The sequence below is a fragment of the Mycoplasma sp. 4404 genome (genome assembly GCF_034863325.1).
Classification (GTDB): Bacteria; Bacillota_I; Bacilli_A; order Mycoplasmatales; family Metamycoplasmataceae; genus Mycoplasmopsis.
Genome location: NZ_JAYFFE010000001.1, coordinates 291,364 through 309,158, shown reverse-complemented (window position 1 = coordinate 309,158; position 17,795 = coordinate 291,364). Strand labels below are relative to the sequence as shown.

Here is a 17,795-nt window from a genome sequence, read left to right as displayed (position 1 = left end):
TTAAATTAATCAAAATAACCAAAATATATTAGCATCTTGTGAAAAAGATGCTATTTTTTACACATTTTGTCAAAAATTTAAGAAAATTCTTACATTTTAGGGTAAAAGGTGTATAAAATAGTTATAGTTATATTTATATATATTCAATAAGAAAGAAAGTATAATTTAACTATGAACGAAATTAGTTTAAAAAGAAAAGAAGCAAGATTACATCAATTGATTGCTGACATAGTGACTAATGATATTACAAATTCAAATGTAATAGACCCAGTAGTGATGGATATTCAACTATCACCTGACTTATCACACGTGAAAGTGTTTGTATCATTATTCAAAAACGAAGAAAAAGGTATCGAAGCATTAAACAATGCAGCAGGTTATGTTAAAAAAGTGTTATCCAAATCACTCGATTGACGTAAGGTGCCTTCAGTTCATTTCCACTTAGATACAGTTTCTAAGAATGGATACAAAATTGATGAAATCATTAGACAAATTAAAAATGAAAATTAGTTAAATTATTTTTCAATTTTCAAAATTGAAATTGAAAAGGAGAAATTATGAAAAGATCTTGAAAAGTTGCATTCACCATTTTAGGAGCTGCAGCATTAGGAACAGCTATTGTTACAATTCCTATGGCAGCTTTAGGAAAATTCAATAAAGGCGACAATAATAAAGATTTAAAACAACCTGCAAACCCAGGAACAGGAACTTCAACTAACCCTAAAGATGGTAATCAAAACCCAAACACAGGTAACCCTGGAGATGGAAACGGAGGAAACGAAACTCCTAATCCAGACCCAGTGACACCACCAGTAGAAGAAAAGAAAGTATCAGTAACACTTAATGCAGATGTTACAGGAAAGAAAACAGCTTACGTAGCTGATATTAATGACTTTACAGTTGATGTTCCAGAAGGTGTTACACTTGTTGAAAAATCAGTAGTTGACTTATATGAATTATCAAAAGTAGATACAGAAGAAGGTAGAGCTGCTAAAGAATTATTATTTGCTGGAAAAGCTAAAGTTATTGTTAAAACAACAAAAGAAGGTCAAACAGAACCTACATCAGAAGACTTCGAAGTCGCAGGTTACATCTCAAAAGAAAAAGCATATGAAAAATTCAGAGCAGTTTTAGCGACAATGTCAACAACAGTTGATAAAGAACAAGAAAACAACCTTGCAATTCAACCTCAAACTGCTAAAGGTGTTTCAGCTGGTGCTAAATATTTAGCTGGTTCATATACAAACAAAACATTAGAAAATGTAATCAAAGTATCAGTTACAGGTGATGATTTAGTTAAAGGAGCATTTACAGTAGTAGATGCAAGCACAAACCTTAAAGAAGGAAAAACTAAAGTTATTCCGTACTTATACTTAGATGATAAATCACACAATGATATCTTTATGTACAAAACAGGAAGCACACAAGCTACATCATTAGAAGATGAAGTCGAAGTTACACAATTACCTGTTTTAGCAATGAGTGCTGCTGGTATTGCTAATACATACAATGTTCAAAAAGCATTCACAATTGATGAAGCAAAATTATTAGAAGTATTACATAAACAAAGTATGAGTGAAGTTTCATTTAGTGACTTAACAGTTGACAATCTTACAGCTGCATTAAAATTCACACCAATGACAATCCTTCCAAAAGCTGGTGGTGAAGAATATGGGTATGTATTAGATGCAAACTTCAAAGAAGCATCTAAATTCAAAGTTGCAAAAATCGAAACTATTCCAGGTGATACGTCTGAAACAAGTGCAAAAATTAGTTTTGAATTTGAAACAGTTGCTCCTACAGTTGCAGAAGGTCAAAAAGTATTCTACTTCGTAAAATCAGCTGAGCCAAAAGCTACAGAATTAACAGAGGCAATGAATGGAAAATTCTCACAAGTTCTTAATGGATTAAAAGCTAAAGAAACAACACCAGCTACAGCAGATGGAGAGGAATCAAGAACTGATACTGGTTCTACATCATCAGAACAACCTGTTGCAGAAGCTGAATCAGCATACAAAGATGCATTCGTTGTGTTACCAACAGCTACATATGCTAACGCTAAAACTACATATGATGCTAAACAAGGTAAAATTAAAACAAACGGTTTATTACAATCATACAGTAAAGGTGCATTCTTCGGTATAACATCTGGTGGTAACGGAGAAAACAACAAATTATTCGCACTTAAAGAAGGTTTAAGCGTATCAAACATTGTTTTAAAAAATAGTAAATTCCTTGATGGAACATTAGATGAAGCAAACAAATCAGTTACAATTACATACCAAGTTTCAAGTGAAAATAATAAAGAATACACACAAACATTAGTATTACCTGAATAATAAATGATTAATTTAAAACCCACTAAAATAGTGGGTTTTATTTTGCGATTTTAATCTTATTTTCAAAACAAAAATTTTGCTTCATTTCCCTTATTTTTCTTAATCATTGTCCTGAAAAACAGAAGCAAGCGCGAGGTTATTTAATAGATTTATAGTAAAATTATCTTGCTAACTTTTTCAATGAATTTATTAGCCCAAAATAAATGACTGAATAATTAGTAAACATTTGATTAAATTAGGAGATAAAATGAGAAAACTTTTTACAAGTGAATCAGTTGGAAGAGGTCACCCAGATAAATTGTGTGACCAAATTTCTGATGCAATCTTAGATGCTTACCTTGCTTTAGATCCAACATCAAAAGTTGCTATTGAAACAATGGCAAGTGGGCATAATATTTTCATAGCAGGAGAAGTTAAATCATCTGCTGATATTGATGTTATAGAAATAGCTAAAAACATCTTAAAAGAACTCGGATACTACACAACAGAAACAAGTTTCATTACAGACATCAAAAAACAAAGTGAAGACATCGCTATGGGTGTTGAAAAAGGACACGAAATCGGTGCTGGTGACCAAGGTTTAATGTTCGGTTATGCAATTAATGAAACACCTGAATATATGCCTTTGGGAATCACATTAGCTCACGCTTTAGTTAAAAGAGCTGAAAACTTAAGACAAAATATGGAATTCAAATGAGCTAAAGCTGATATGAAATCACAAGTTACATTAGATTACACAGACAAAGACAATGTATTTGTAGACACAGTTTTATTAAGTATTCAACATTCTAAAAACTACAACGAACAAGAGTTTAAAAAATACATTAAAGAACAAATTATCTTACCTGTATTAAAAGAATACAACTTAGATGCACCTAAACACATTTTAATCAACCCAACAGGTCAATTTGTTATCGGTGGACCTATTGGTGACACAGGTCTTACAGGACGTAAAATCATCGTTGATACATACGGTGGTTCAGCAAGACACGGTGGAGGAGCATTTTCAGGAAAAGATTCAACTAAAGTTGATAGATCAGCAGCATATGCTGCTAGATGAATTGCTAAAAACATTGTTGCAGCTAATTTAGCAGACAGATGTGAAGTTCAAATCGCTTATGCAATCGGTGTTGCTAAACCAGTTTCAATTATGATTGAAACATTTGGTACATCTAAAAACATTCCAGACAGTGTAATTGCTGACTTCGTAACTCAATTATTTGATTTAACACCTAAAGGTATCATTGATGCTCTAGGTCTTAGAAAACCTATTTTCTTACAAACAGCATACTATGGACACTTTGGTAGAAATGATTTACATTTACCTTGAGAACAACTTAACAAAGTTGAAAAACTTAAACAATTAGCTACACAATGATTGGAAAATCAAAAATAATGGATCAAAAAGTATCTGAATATTCGTGTGGTGCAATTGTTTTCAAACAATTCAAAAAACAAATTAAAGTTTTATTAATTAAACAAATTAATGATGTTTGAAATTTTCCTAAAGGACATATGGAAAATAACGAAACAAAACTTGACACAGCACATCGTGAAGTTTTTGAAGAAACATCAATTAAAGATATAACAATTTATGCAGACAAATTTTATGTTGACACATATTTTGTTAATCAAACAGGTAACTGAAAAGAAGTAACTTACTTCATAGCAGATACTAAAACCACTTCTTGTCCTAAGAAACTGCTCTCAGAGGTCAAAAAAGTGCATTTTTACCCTATTAAAAGAGCTTTGAATATTCTTACATATAACAAGTCAAAAGCATTCTTAAAAGACGCTTATAAACAGTATTTAAATATTATAAATAGCAAGATTAAATAGTCTTGTTATTTTTTATATCTTTAGTTAATTAATTAACTTAAAAAACATATAAAAAATCAGCACTATTTGCATAGCACTGATTAATTGTGAACGAAATGTTTATTATTATGATTTGTGAAGCTCTCTATTTTTATATATAAAAATAGCAAGAAATTGATTTTCCCTGCTATTTGTTTGAAGCATATTCTCATAGTTGAGCATATAGATTTTTATTTTTTATAAGTTCATCGTGAGAACCTTGTTCAATGATTTGCCCATCATTTATAACAATTATTTTAGTAGCATTTTTAACTGTACTTAATCTGTGAGCTATGATAAATGATGTTTTGTTTTGAAGCAACTTATCGGTTGCTTTTTCTATTTGGAATTCTGTATGTGTATCAATATTAGATGTTGCTTCATCTAATATTAAAACTATTGGATTTTTATAGCTAGCTCTAGCTATAGAAATAAGTTGTTTTTGTCCTTGAGATAAATTAGAACTTGAATTAGTTAACATAGTTGAGTATTTATCATCTAGTTTTTCTATATGTTCAAATAAATTAGTTGTTCTTGAAACATTAGACAGCATTTGTTCATCATATAAATCAGAACCATATGTTATATTGTTTTGAATTGTATCTGTAAACAATCTTGTTTCCTGAAGCACATAACCAATAGATTTTCTAAGAGAATATTTATCAATATTCTCAATAGGTATATTGTCATACAATATCACTCCATTAGTTACTTCATAAAATCGAGTTATTAAGTTAACTATTGTTGTTTTTCCAGCACCAGTTGGTCCAACAAATGCAATTTTATCTCCTGGATTAGCTACAAAACTAATATCTTTTAATGTGTATTTTTCATCATTTTCATTGTATTTAAAATATACATTTTTAAATTCAATTTTACCTTGTACTTTTTGGTAAATGATTTGATTTCCTACTTGTGTTTTTCAAGCATAGAAACCGTCTTTATCATTTAAATTAACTTCAGTGTATTTATCATTTTCATTAATTACTTTAACTAATTTGATAGTTCCTTGATTAATTTCACTTTTTTGACTTAATATATCAAAAACTCTTTTTGAACCAGCTAATGCAAGCATAAATGAGCTTACTGTTTGAGTCATTGTTGAAATTGGGCCTGAGAAACTTTTAGCTGATTGAGAAAATGAAACAACAATACCGATTGTCAATCCCAGAGCAACTCTGTTACCTGATTGGTTTGTGATAACAACAATTGCTCCAATCATAATAACAAGAGCATATGCAATGTTGCTTAAGTTCTTTGATAAAGGTCATATGATTGAAGAAATAAATTCAGATTTAAAATTGTTTTTAGTTACTGTGTTATTAATATCAGAGAACTTCTTAACTACATTAACACTTTGACCATACATTTTAATAATTTTAAGTCCTAAAATAACTTCTTCAGCATAACCTATCATTTGACCGTTACTTTTTTGTTTATTAATAAAGTACTTACTTGATTTTTTACTAATAATGTATGCACTAAGTGCTATTAGTATTGTTAAAGTAACCATTATTAAACTAAGTAATCAGTTAAGTACAAATAAGATTGTAAGTGATACAGTTAAGGTTATAAACGATTGAATAATTGTAATTATTGTTCTTGATAGAAACATTCTAAGTGTATCTATATCTGAAGTAAATCTAGATACTAGATTACCTTTTGATTTAGAATCAAAGTATTTAATAGGTAAAGTTTGTATATGCTCATACAAGTCCAAACGTAGTTTAGTCATTGTTTTATAGGTAATAGATATCATTATTCTATTAGCTATGAAATCACAAATAATACTTGTTAAGAAAATAAGTGCAGATACACAAATAATTATGTAAAACTTATCTTCATTAAACGGATTTGTTCCTAACAATAATTTGTCAACTATTACATATCCTAAAAATAGTTGGTTATATATATTGCCCATTGCACTAAATATAACTAAAGTAAAAGCTAAAAGCAATCATCCTTTATTATGTTTTCATAATAAAGAAACTAACTTCTTAAAGGAATCTAACTTTTCTTCTTTAGTTAGTTTTAAATTAAGATTGTGGTTAGGTGATTTAAATGATTGCATCGACCTCATCTAAACCTCCTGCATTTTGTTGTGATTTGTATAGTTCATTATAGTATTTACTATGTTTAAGTAAATACTCGTGATTACCTTGAATTTGGATTTTTCCATCTTGTAACAAGATGATATTGTCACAATCTTTGATTGAACTAATCTTTTGTGCAATGATAATTTTGGTGCAATTTTGTAATTTTGACACAGCATTTTTCACGTGATTTTCTGTTTTAGAATCAAGCGCTGATGTCGAGTCATCTAAAATTAAAATTTTAGGTTGTTTAAGTAATGATTGAGCAATTGCTAATCTTTGTTTTTGGCCACCAGAGAAGTTTCTTCCTCTTTGTTCTACTACGTGATCTAATTTATCTTCTAATCCATAGACATAGTCGTAAATGTTTGCTTCTGATAATGCTTGATAAATTTGCTCATCAGTTGCATCAGGATTAGCAAAAAGCATATTTTCTCTAATAGTTCCTTTAAATAAAGTTGGATCTTGAAATACAACAGAAATCTGTTGTCTTAGATTATCTTTTTGAATCTTATTAATGTTAATCCCATCAATTAAAATAGCTCCATCTTTAACTGGATAAAATCTAGGAATTAAGTTAATAAGTGTAGTTTTTCCTGAACCAGTTTGTCCAATAATTCCAAATGAACTATTAGCTGGAATTCTAAAATTAATATTTTTGAGTGCTTGATGACTTGAATTTGTATATGCAAATGAAACATTCTTAAATTCAATGTCACCAATTACATTATGTTTGATTGCGTCTTTTGTATCTAATATAGTAGGAACATAATTTAAAATTTCTTTAATTCTTTTTGAAGCAGGAATTGACATTAAAATTTGACTTAAAACGTTCATAATTCCCATTAGAGAACCTGAAACCATTCAGATGTATGAACCAAATGCCATAATTGTTCCAATTTGAATTTTTTGTCCTAAATACAATTGTGTTCCAACTATTGCAAGTGTAATAAATGAGCTATAAATTATTCCATTAATTAATAAGCTATTAAAAGTTAAGTACTTATTAACTTTAATATTAGTGTCTTTAAGTGTATTAGCTAAAGATGCAACTTTGTTGTATTCTGAGTTTTCAGTTACATATGATTTGATTGTTCTAATGCTGTTTAAGTTTTCTTGAATTTTTTGATTGTATAAATCATATTGTTTATACATTAGTTTAAATTTAGGAAAACTAATAAATCAGATTAAAACAAAGAAACTACATAATATTGGTAATGTTACTAAGAATATAGATGATAAAGTAAATGATAGTTTAATTGACATTGTAAGTGATAATAAGAAGATAATAGGTAACCTAATAAAAGTTCCGATTATGAACCTAAATGACATTTGAACATTATTCACATCTATATTCAGTCTATTTAAGATAGAACCATTTGTAAAATGATCGATATCTTCAAATGAAAATTCATTAACCTGTTTAATTATTGCGTTTCTGATGTTTTGAGCATATCTAGTGGATGCAATATTTGAAAAATATGCACCTAATATACCTGTTAGAAGCGCAATAAGAGCAAGAGCTATTAGAATAGCTCCTTTTTGTAGTACAAAATTAATATCAGCAGTATTGTTTTGCAATGCATTAATTACATCTTTTGAAATATCAGGTAAAAATACCTGCATTAAAACTTCTACTAAAATTGTAAAAATAGACAAAAGACCATATATTCGAATGCCTTTTGTCAATTTTCAGAAAGTAATTTTTGGAATTGGTTTTTGCATATTATTTTTTGTTTACGCTTGAAACGTATTTTAAGTTGTGATTGTGTTCTCCAACTTCCATTACGTGTCCATCTCCAAAACATTTGCAAGCCATTTTGTCAAGTAAAGCAGGATCTGAGTGTTCCATAATTTCTTCAACTAAGTATCCATATTGTTTTTTAAATTCATTTGTTACATAGTATTTTGACTTTTTACCTTGTTTTGTTCTAGCTACCACATTGTCTCTTCTTAAGTCACCTAAGTGTTTTGAAACGTTAGCTTGTTTTTCCTTTAAAAGGTCAACTAAATCTAAAACGTCACATTCTTTTTCATGGCAAGTAAATAAGTGAATAATTAAATTTCTTTTAACGTCCTTAGACATAAATGTTAAAAATTTTTCGATTGTCATGATAAGTTCTCCTATCTATTAAAAGTCATCGTATTGTCCATCATAAATTCATTCTTCTGTTTTATCTTGCATCGTTGGATGAATTATATGAGATTTTTTCTTATTTAACACTTCTTCAGCTTGTTCAACTTTATCAAGTGTTATTTGTTCTTCTTTTGTAACAGCTCTTGGGTTAAATGATTCAAAATTTAATACAAAATTATCATCATCTTCATCGCTGTAATCTAGGTCATCTACTTGTGATTCTTGTGAATCTGTAGAAGTTTGTTGTTCTTCAGTATTGTCTGCAACAAATTCTTGTGTTATTTGTTCTTCTATATTTTCTGGTTTGATTTGGAAAATGTCATCAAATGATGAATCAATTTCACTTTGGTTAATGAATGGTTCTTCTTCTTTAATTACTGTTTCTTCTACAGCGACAGGTTCTTCATTAACTTCTTCATTTTGTATATCTTCTATTATTTGTTCAGTTTCAATATTATCATTTGAAACTTCATTGTCTTCAAATGTTCAGATTTCTTCATAAACATCTGAATCATTTTGAGTTTCTATTTTATTATCATTTTCTGAGTTTGATCCATCAACTAATTCATCTTCTGAATCAATTTCTTTTTCAAGTGTGTCTTCGACTTCTTCAGGTTCATTTTGTTCTTGAATACTTTCTGAAGTTTTGCTCTCCAGAACTTCTTCTTCATCTTCATCAGATGAATCAAAGTCAAAGATTTGTTCCTCTACAACAGTTTCTGTTATAGGTTCAGCTTTTTCTTCTGAGTGAATTACAACTTGCTCTGCAGGTTGTAATTCAGCTTCGATTATTTGTTCATCATTAATATTTAAATCAACTTCATCTACTTCTTCATCAATTGGTTCAATTGTGATTTGTGCAGTTAAAATTTGATTTTGTACTTGTGGTTCTTTAGCAACTTCGTGTTCTGCAGTTTTGTTAATTGTGTAAGTATTTGTTACTTGACCTTTTGAAGTTGATTTAAACTCTTTTGTTTTTTCAGGTGTAAATCAACTATCGATTTGATTTTGAATTCAAATTCAGTTAATAGGTGTAACAACTTCCACATCATATGATTTAGATTTTAAGAATTTAACTGCATCATATAAAGACACGAAGTTTTCTTTTGAATTTGCATAGTACATTGTGTCAAATGAAATACATTTGAATGGTATTTTGTTATATGTAACTACAATGTCTATATCTAATGAACCAACTATGTAATCTTTGAACACTTCAAAGTTTGGATCATATGCAATTGCACTTTTAATTCTATTAAATACTAAGTTTTTAAATCAGTCGTCCTTGAGTTTAGTATTTGAAATTGAATAATGGTTTTGATCAAATGATTCTTTGATTTCAATTCTTCTTTGTTCTGATTCTTTTTCTAAGAATTGAAGTCAAGATTTAAACACTCTAATATCGTCAGATATTTCAGGCGTTAAAATGATATCTTCAGATTTGATTGTTTTAATAATAATCATTTTTTCTTTAGCACGTGAAATCGCAACGTTAAGAGCATTTTTACCACCTGGACGTGAAACGTATGTAGATGATAATTTTGTGTTCTTATCGTAAGCAATTGTTGCAATAACTAAGTCAGCTTCGTCCCCTTGGATGTTTTCAATGTTTCTTATTAAAAGTCTCTTGCTGTGAATTGCTTTTTCAAGTAATGGATATTGATTGTAAATCAATTCTGTTATGTAATTACTTTGTTTAACGTTAAATGATAAAAGAATTATTTTCTTATATTTATCTATATTTTCTATTACTTTGTCTATAGCTAATTTAGCTTCAATGATGTTTTTGTTCTGGTCTCAAGAACCATCTACTTGGTAAACTTCAATTGGTTCATTATTTCATGCATTAGCAGCATCTAAAACGTTAAGTTTACTTTGGTAGAAAGTTTTTGATGAGAATCCCATAAGTTCAGCGTGATTTGAACGGTAATTCTTATCAAGCATAACATTATGAACTCCTAATGAAAGTGCATAATCTAGAACTGATTCAACTTTACCAAAAATCGAATCATCTGTAATACGTTGCACGAATCAAGAAGTCGGTTTCATTTGCTCTGTGTCACCAGCAAAGATTTTGAATTTTGCTAAATAAAGAATTGGAATGGCGTTTTCAATGAAAATCTGACTTGATTCATCAAGGATTGCATAATCAAATTCTTCTTTAGATCAACCTGATAAATCTGTGTTAGGTGTAGCAACTACAATCGGAAATAATTGTTTAATCATTCCAGTGAATTTTTTAACAAATCTGTAAGGTTCTAAGTTTTGAATTCTTACTGATTGAGCAAATTCTCTATATTCTTTTTTAAGTTTTTCGTCAAATTTATTAATTCTAGCCACTATTAAGTGAGCCACAAAGTCTCTGACTTCTTCTATACTCATTTTTTGTGGTCTAGGTTGAATGTTTTTGTAAGCTGTAATTAAATTATTAAGTTTTTTAAATGGACTGTGTTCTGAATTAATGTGCTCAAACCCAATTGTGTTTACAAATTTCATTAAATCATTTAATGAACCATTGAAAGTAGGTAGTTTTTCGTCAATTAAGTTACCTAATTCTTTTAGTCTTCTATATTCTTTTACAAATGGTAAATATTTATATTTACTTAATTTAAGTAATTCTTTAGCTGTTTGATGGTTTGTTGGTTCAATTGGATATTTAACATCTTTTGGAAGTGATAATAGAAACTCGATGTCTGTTAAATGATCGAAATCTTGCTTTTGTGATGCAAAGTAGTAGTAAGTTAATAAAACATCTTTTGCAAGTGAATCATTTAGATATTCAGAAGCAGCATCTATAAAGTTAATTTCGCTTTCTGAAATAACATTCAAAGGATGGAATCCATTTGTTCCACTAAAGTTCTCAAGCATATCTAAGTATTTTTTAATAGGTTCATAGAATGATTTTCTGTTTGTATTCTTTGTATTTAATATAAATAAGCAGAATGCAGATAAATCATCTAATCTATTTTTAATAACTTCAAGTGCAGCTCTCTTTTGTGAAGCAACAATTGCTGTTTTCTTTCTTACTAAGATGTTAGCTAATATATTAACTATTGTTTGAGATTTACCTGTACCAGGTGGACCTCAAATAACAGTGTTTTGAAGCATTGAACTTACGATAGCCTTATCTTGAGATAAGTTTGAATCTGTTATCTTGATTAATCCTGTGTTATCTCTATATGTATTATGCTCAACTGTAGCTTTATAAATATTTTTATTAAACTCAACTTTGATGATGTTATCAATTTCATCTTTTTGAGCAATCTCTTTCATTCTGTTTCTAGCATACCCACCTCAAGGTTGGTAAATTCCTAAGACAGAACCTGGATGGAATTTAATGTTTTCATTAGTAATTTCTTCCTCAGGATTTGAGATTTTCTCAAAAGGATTTTTAAGTGAAACTGGTAAATCAAATAAATCGTTTCAATCTTCTTGTAACTTATTAATTAAAGTAGAAATCTTGTAGTCTTTAAATTCTGCGTCAATAGAAATCTTGAAATCATTATTGTTTAAGAAGAAAACAAGTTTTTCATTAACTTTAATATCTCCATCTGATTTAATAATTGGTTTACCATTTACAAAATCAATTGAAGCTTGTTTTAAGAATAAAGGAGCATAAATAAATTTGTCATCTTTCTTAAGTGAAATAAATAGGAAACCTATATATAAAGGTCAAATATTTGTTTCATCAAGAATGTTAGTTACTTTGTCATCTAACAATTTTCATTGTGTGATTGACTTTTGTAACATTAACTGTAAGTCATTTAAAATCTTTTTCTTGTAGTATTCTCAATCTTGTTGTACGTTTTCTAAATTAACTTTAATTTTTAAATGATGCAATACATCAAGTTTGCTTTCTAAATATAAGACTAAGTTATCAGGTCCTGATATATTAGAAATTTTTTCAATCAAAGTAATTAGATTATTGTCTAGCGCACTTATTTGAAATGTTTCATTGTTATAAAACGTATCTCAGTTTTTATCTCCTATAAGCAAATACAAGTCATAAAAATATTTATTTTGTATTTTAGTAAATATAGAAGAATCAGTCTGCGAAATATCTAATAAGTTATCTAGAATAATCTTATATTTATTTTGTTCTTTACTCATTTTGTAACCTCATTATTTTACTTGTTGTTCTAATTGTCTTAATGTTTCTTTAGAATACTCACCAAGTGTTATAGATACTTTAGAACTAGATAATAAAATTCCACTTACACCTTTTAATTCTTTTAAAGCTTCTGTATCTACTTTGTTGTTTGATTTAATTGTTACAACTAGTCTACTTATTTTAACTTCAAAGTTCTCAATATTTTCTTTAGTACCTAGAGCACTAACTAATTGTTCAACTTTGAAAGGAAGCTTGTTACTTTGGTAAATAGTATTCTTAGCTTTCTTTTCTTTGTTTCATTTAATTCATATGAAACCTAACGTAATAATAGTTAGAAAAATAATCTTTGTCATTTGTTTAGTCATAGTAATAATTATATTGTAAATATAATTATTATTAAATATTTTTTATATTATATATACATATTATATACATATACACGTGTGAAAATACTTTTAACCTAGTGTACAAGGCATTTTAGTCAAAAAATAAAACTAAATTATTACTAAAAATGCATATATTTTTATATATACATTTTATGTATATATAAGACTTTTTTACAATAAATTGCTATATAATTTAGCTTATGGAAAAAATAGGTATTATTATCGATTCCTTTTCAGGAATCTCAAAAACCGAAGCAGAAGCTCACGGATTTTATTATTTACCATTACAGATAGAAATTGATAAAAAAGTTTATCAAGATGGTATAGTTGACCCTCTTGAAGTTTTAGAGCAGCTTTCTACTGCAACTGATATTAAAACTTCATCACCAAAATTAGATATCCTTCAAAGCACAGTTAAAAAAGCTGCTGAGGAAAACCTAGAAGTTATTTATTTAGGTATCTCATCTAAATTATCTTCTACACCAAATCACGTTGCAGCTATGTCTAATGAATATAAAAACATTCACGTAGTTGATAATCACTTTGCAGGTGTTCAATTATTATATGCAGCTAAATATGCTAAAAAACTAAGTGAGCAAGGCTTAGAAGTTCAATCTATTATCAATCATCTTGCTAAACTAAATCAAAAATCACACACATTCTTACTTCCTATGAACTTAAAATATTTAATTTCAGGTGGTAGATTATCATCAGTTAAAAAGTTTATCGCTTCAAAAGTAAGCATTTACCCTGTCCTTTCATATGATAAAAATGACGCAGTTTCATTTGTTTCATTCAAATTAACTTCATCAGGAGCTATTAAAAAACTATTTGAAAAAGTAATGGAAGTAGTTGATAAACCAGAAGATTACGTTTTCACTTGAATGCACGGTATAGATGAAAAAGTTAATAAATTAGTTCAAGAACAAGCGCAAAAACACTCAATTAAACTTGTTAATGAACAACTTACTTCAAGTGTTATTTCAGTTCACACAGGTCCAGAAGCTTTTGCTATCATGATAACTCCAAAAGAAGGTTACGATGCCTAGACAAAAGAAAAATGCTAAAAAACCAGGTTACTCAACAATCAAATCAGAGAAAAAATATACTCAATTAGTTGATTTAGTAATCGAAGAGAATGTTAAAGATGAAACATCTGTTAAAAGATATAAGAAAAACAGACTAGCATATATACTAGCTATTTTCTCTTTAGTTCTATTAATTGCATTAGTAGCTGTGTTAATTACAGCTATTGCACTTAAATGAATATAATTGCATAATCAAAAACGTCTTAACGTAGTTGTTAAGATGTTTTTTAATCTAATTTTAGTGTTTTTGTGTTTAACTTGACTAAATTTGATTATTTAATCGATTTATTTGAATTACTTTTACATTTCTTAGATTGTCCATAACCTTATCGTAAATGATTTGTAGAATTTCTAATTCATTAAACTCACTAATTTTCTTATGTAGTACTTCGTGATTAATGTTGTATGAATTCTTAAATAAGATATCTTCTTTAATTTTAAATATTGTGTTTACATTAAGTTCATAATCAGTTAACCCATCTGCAGTATATAAAAGTACACCCATATCAGTGTCTAATTTGAATTTTTTGTGTTTAACCTCACAGAATAAGTATTCATTACCCACTTGTAAGATTGGCATAATTAATTTATCAGTCATTTTCGATTTTTTAAATAAGAAGTCGAATAAATCATCACTGATTTCGTGAACTTCAAATAAATCTATAAGTTTTTCTTTATTTTTCATTTTGTACCTCATTTATTTAGTAAATTTAGTCAAATTTGAACTTAAATTGAATAAATCGCATTAAAAAATCACCATCTTATGACAGTGATCTAATAATTATTAAAGGATTAGTACCCTTCTTTAGAAGTTTTTCCTTCAACAATAGCGATTGAACGACTTGTTCCAAATCTTGTAGCTCCAGCTTCGTACATTGCGATTAAATCATCAATGTTTGCAATTCCTCCAGCTGCTTTGATAAGTAACTTGTCTCCACAAACGCTTTTCATAATTTTAACATCTTCCAATGATGCACCACGGAAGCTTGTTCCTGTTGAAGTTTTGATGAATTCAGCACCTGATTTCATAACGATTTCAGTTGCTTTTCTGATTTCTTCTTCTGATAATAAAGCTGTTTCGATGATAACTTTAAGAACTTTATCTCCACAAGCTTCTTTAACTTTTTTCATGTCGTTAAGAACGTATTCGTAGTCTCCTTGTTTGAAACGTCCGATAGCCATAACCATATCAATTTCTGTAGCACCGTGTTCGATAGCTAATTTAGCTTCGTGTGCTTTAACTGCTGTAATGTTAGCTCCTAAAGGGAAACCAACAACTACAGTAACACCGATTCCTGTTCCTGCTAATCTTTCAGCTGCGTATTTTGCTCATCCTGAGTTAACGCAAACTGTAGCAAAGTCATATTTAATAGCTTCGTCGATTAATTTATCAATGTCTTTTTTTTGCGCTTCAGCTTTTAATAAAGTATGATCGATTAATTTGTTGTAATTCATTTTATCCTTTGTTTAAATTTAACTATTTAAATTAAGTGTTTAATGTAATTATTGTAATTTAGCAATAATAATTTTGTTTTCAACTTTTTCTTTATTGAATTTGTATCCTTGTTTAAGTTCGTTAACTAATTCAACATCGATTGGGTTTGATGAATATAATGTGAATAATACATCACCTTTTTTAACTTCTTCATTTGTTTTCTTGTTCAATGTAATTCCAGCTTCATTGTCAATGCTGTCTTCTTTTGTTTTTCTTCCAGCACCTAATTTCATTGAAACAATACCAAATGTTAAAGCGTCAAAGATTTCTAAGTATCCTTCGTCTTCTGAAATAACTTCTAATTTGTATTTAGGATTTCAGAATGTAGGTGATTTAAGAGCTTCTACATCACCATGTTGTACTCTTACAAATTCATAGAATTTTTCAAGAGCTTTTCCGTTTTTAATAACTTCATCAACCATTTTAAGTGCTTCATCGTGTGATTTAGCAATTTTAGCTTGTTCTAAAATTGTTGCACAAGATGAGTAAACTAATTCATTGAAATCTTCAGGTCCTTTTCCTTCAAGAGTTCTAATAGCTTCAAGAACCTCGTTTTTGTTACCAATTTCACGACCAATTGGTCTTGACATATTTGTAATTTCAGCTCTTGTGTCTACGTTAAGTTCTTTACCAATGCTAATCATTGTTTCAGCTAATGCAATAGCGCTTTTTTCATTTTTCATAAAAGCACCATTTCCACATTTAACATCAAGTAAGATAGCGTTTGAACCTGTTGCTAATTTTTTAGACATAATAGATGAAGCAATAAGTGGAATAGATTCAACTGTTGCTGTAACATCTCTTAATGCATATAATTTTTTGTCAGCTGGAACAAGTGATGCAGATTGTCCAATAACTGCAATACCGTGTTCTTTAACTTGTTCGATAAATTCTTTTTCTGATAATTCAACTGTGAATCCTGGAATTGTTTCTAATTTATCGATAGTTCCACCTGTGTGTCCAAGTCCTCTACCACTCATTTTAGCAACTGGAGCTCCTAAAGCAGCAACGATTGGTCCTACTGCTAAAGTTGTTTTATCTCCAATCCCACCTGTTGAGTGTTTGTCAACTTTAATACCAGGAATAGCTGATAAGTTCATAACTTCACCAGAATGCATCATATATTTTGTCATTGTTGCAATTTCTCTTGAGTTCATTCCATTGAACATAACTGCCATTAAGAATGCGCTCATTTGATAATCTGGTGCTTCACCTCTAACGTATGAATTAATTAAAAATTCAATTTCTTCATTTGTTAGTTCGTGATTTAAACGTTTTTTCTCAATAATATCTACTACACGCATATTATTTTGCTAATTCTAAAGCAATCTCCATCATTTTTGTAAATGCTGTTTGACGTTCTTCAGCTGATGTTTCTTCGTGTGTAATTAAGTTATCTGAAATTGTTAATAAACAAGCAGCTTCTTTTCCTGTAGCTTCAGCATTTGTGAATAATGCAAATGATTCCATTTCAACACAAACTGATTGTGTTTCTTCAATTCTTTGTTCAAGTGGAACAACTGAGTAGAATATATCTGATGAATGTACTCTTCCTTCAGTAATTTTTGTTCCTTGTGAAGCAGCGATAGCTTTAATTTCTTCGTTTAATTTTGCTGAAGGTAATGAAATGTTTCCTTCTTTTCCTAAAGCAATTCTTCTAAATGCATCAGCGTCAGCAAAAGCTTCTGATGCTAAAACAACTTCGTAAAGTCCTAAGTCAGCTTTGTATGATCCAGCTGAACCAATTCTAATAATTCTATCTACATCATAAAATTTGAATAATTCGTATGAGTAAATCCCGATTGAAGGACATCCCATTCCACTAGCTGCTACAGTGATTGGTCTTCCTTTGTATGTACCTGTGTACATAAACATATTTCTAACTGTATTAACTAATTTGAACCCTTCATCTAAGTATGTTTCAGCAATAAATTTTGCTCTTAATGGGTCACCTGGCATAATAACTGTTTTAGCTATTTCACCTTTTTTAGCATGAATGTGTGGTGTCATAATTTCCTCCTAAATTTAATAATTTAAAAACATCAAAATATTAAGTATGATGTGGACTATTTTTAGTCAAAAATATTTTAACACTTAAAACAAAAAGTTAAAAGAATTATTAATAATATATTATTAATAAGGAAAATAAAAAAGTTAGTCAAGCAGACTAACTAAAATATGCACAAAATAATTTCATATATAAATTCATTTATATGGAAGCAGTTATTATAAAAAGCAAACCAAAAACAAAACTTTGTCAAAAGTTCTATTTTTGAGTTTTTATAGACA

Annotated in this window: 15 protein-coding genes; 6 read left to right on the top strand and 9 right to left on the bottom strand. The window is 28.9% G+C overall.

Annotated features, from left to right (window positions below; genetic code table 4):
* Positions 1-171 precede the first annotated feature (171 nt).
* From rbfA to VBN07_RS01075, 4 genes are all read left to right on the top strand, one after another.
* Positions 172-510, top strand: a complete 339-nt coding sequence (gene rbfA, locus VBN07_RS01090) for a 30S ribosome-binding factor RbfA (protein ID WP_257089750.1) — start codon at positions 172-174, stop codon at positions 508-510.
* Positions 511-557: 47 nt separating this feature from the next.
* Positions 558-2,339: a hypothetical protein gene (locus VBN07_RS01085; protein ID WP_323177482.1), complete on the top strand. Its 1,782-nt coding sequence runs from the start codon at positions 558-560 to the stop codon at positions 2,337-2,339.
* Between the two features lie 247 nt (positions 2,340-2,586).
* Positions 2,587-3,735 carry a methionine adenosyltransferase gene (gene metK / locus VBN07_RS01080; protein ID WP_323176389.1) on the top strand — a complete coding sequence of 383 codons (1,149 nt, stop codon included), beginning with the start codon at positions 2,587-2,589 and terminating at the stop codon, positions 3,733-3,735.
* Positions 3,735-4,178, top strand: coding sequence for an NUDIX domain-containing protein (locus VBN07_RS01075; RefSeq protein ID WP_323177481.1), 444 nt, complete (start codon positions 3,735-3,737; stop codon positions 4,176-4,178). The genes metK and VBN07_RS01075 overlap by 1 nt, the downstream gene beginning before the upstream one ends.
* Positions 4,179-4,344: 166 nt before the next feature.
* Here VBN07_RS01075 and VBN07_RS01070 read toward each other — a convergent pair whose 3' ends face one another.
* Genes VBN07_RS01070 through VBN07_RS01050 form a run of 5 tightly spaced genes read right to left on the bottom strand, consistent with a single transcriptional unit; the run spans position 4,345 to position 12,902 of the window.
* A complete protein-coding gene (locus VBN07_RS01070) occupies positions 4,345-6,276 on the bottom strand; it encodes an ABC transporter ATP-binding protein (protein ID WP_323177480.1) in 1,932 nt (643 codons plus the stop codon).
* Entirely contained in the window at positions 6,254-8,014 is a 1,761-nt protein-coding gene (locus tag VBN07_RS01065) for an ABC transporter ATP-binding protein (RefSeq protein WP_323177479.1), read from the bottom strand. Before VBN07_RS01065 ends, VBN07_RS01070 begins: the two co-directional genes overlap by 23 nt.
* Position 8,015: 1 nt before the next feature.
* Positions 8,016-8,402: a transcriptional regulator gene (locus tag VBN07_RS01060; protein ID WP_323177478.1), complete on the bottom strand. Its 387-nt coding sequence runs from the start codon at positions 8,400-8,402 to the stop codon at positions 8,016-8,018.
* Between the two features lie 18 nt (positions 8,403-8,420).
* Positions 8,421-12,536: an AAA domain-containing protein gene (locus VBN07_RS01055; protein WP_323177477.1), complete on the bottom strand. Its 4,116-nt coding sequence runs from the start codon at positions 12,534-12,536 to the stop codon at positions 8,421-8,423.
* Positions 12,537-12,548: 12 nt separating this feature from the next.
* Positions 12,549-12,902, bottom strand: a complete 354-nt coding sequence (locus VBN07_RS01050) for a PTS glucose transporter subunit IIB (protein ID WP_323177476.1) — start codon at positions 12,900-12,902, stop codon at positions 12,549-12,551.
* A gap of 221 nt (positions 12,903-13,123) precedes the next feature.
* Between VBN07_RS01050 and VBN07_RS01045 the strand changes: the two genes are divergently transcribed.
* Together VBN07_RS01045 and VBN07_RS01040 are read left to right on the top strand one after the other, a co-directional pair.
* Positions 13,124-13,972, top strand: coding sequence for a DegV family protein (locus VBN07_RS01045; RefSeq protein ID WP_323177475.1), 849 nt, complete (start codon positions 13,124-13,126; stop codon positions 13,970-13,972).
* Positions 13,965-14,195, top strand: coding sequence for a hypothetical protein (locus tag VBN07_RS01040; protein ID WP_257088624.1), 231 nt, complete (start codon positions 13,965-13,967; stop codon positions 14,193-14,195). The genes VBN07_RS01045 and VBN07_RS01040 overlap by 8 nt, the downstream gene beginning before the upstream one ends.
* Before the next feature lie 78 nt (positions 14,196-14,273).
* Here VBN07_RS01040 and VBN07_RS01035 read toward each other — a convergent pair whose 3' ends face one another.
* From VBN07_RS01035 to deoD, 4 genes are all read right to left on the bottom strand, one after another.
* Positions 14,274-14,696: a hypothetical protein gene (locus tag VBN07_RS01035; RefSeq protein WP_323177474.1), complete on the bottom strand. Its 423-nt coding sequence runs from the start codon at positions 14,694-14,696 to the stop codon at positions 14,274-14,276.
* Between the two features lie 107 nt (positions 14,697-14,803).
* Positions 14,804-15,466, bottom strand: a complete 663-nt coding sequence (gene deoC, locus VBN07_RS01030) for a deoxyribose-phosphate aldolase (RefSeq protein ID WP_323177473.1) — start codon at positions 15,464-15,466, stop codon at positions 14,804-14,806.
* A 48-nt stretch (positions 15,467-15,514) separates the two neighbouring features.
* Positions 15,515-16,810, bottom strand: a complete 1,296-nt coding sequence (locus VBN07_RS01025) for a pyrimidine-nucleoside phosphorylase (protein ID WP_323177472.1) — start codon at positions 16,808-16,810, stop codon at positions 15,515-15,517.
* A gap of 1 nt (position 16,811) precedes the next feature.
* Positions 16,812-17,516 carry a purine-nucleoside phosphorylase gene (gene deoD, locus VBN07_RS01020; RefSeq protein ID WP_257088632.1) on the bottom strand — a complete coding sequence of 235 codons (705 nt, stop codon included), beginning with the start codon at positions 17,514-17,516 and terminating at the stop codon, positions 16,812-16,814.
* Between the last annotated feature and the right edge of the window lie 279 nt (positions 17,517-17,795).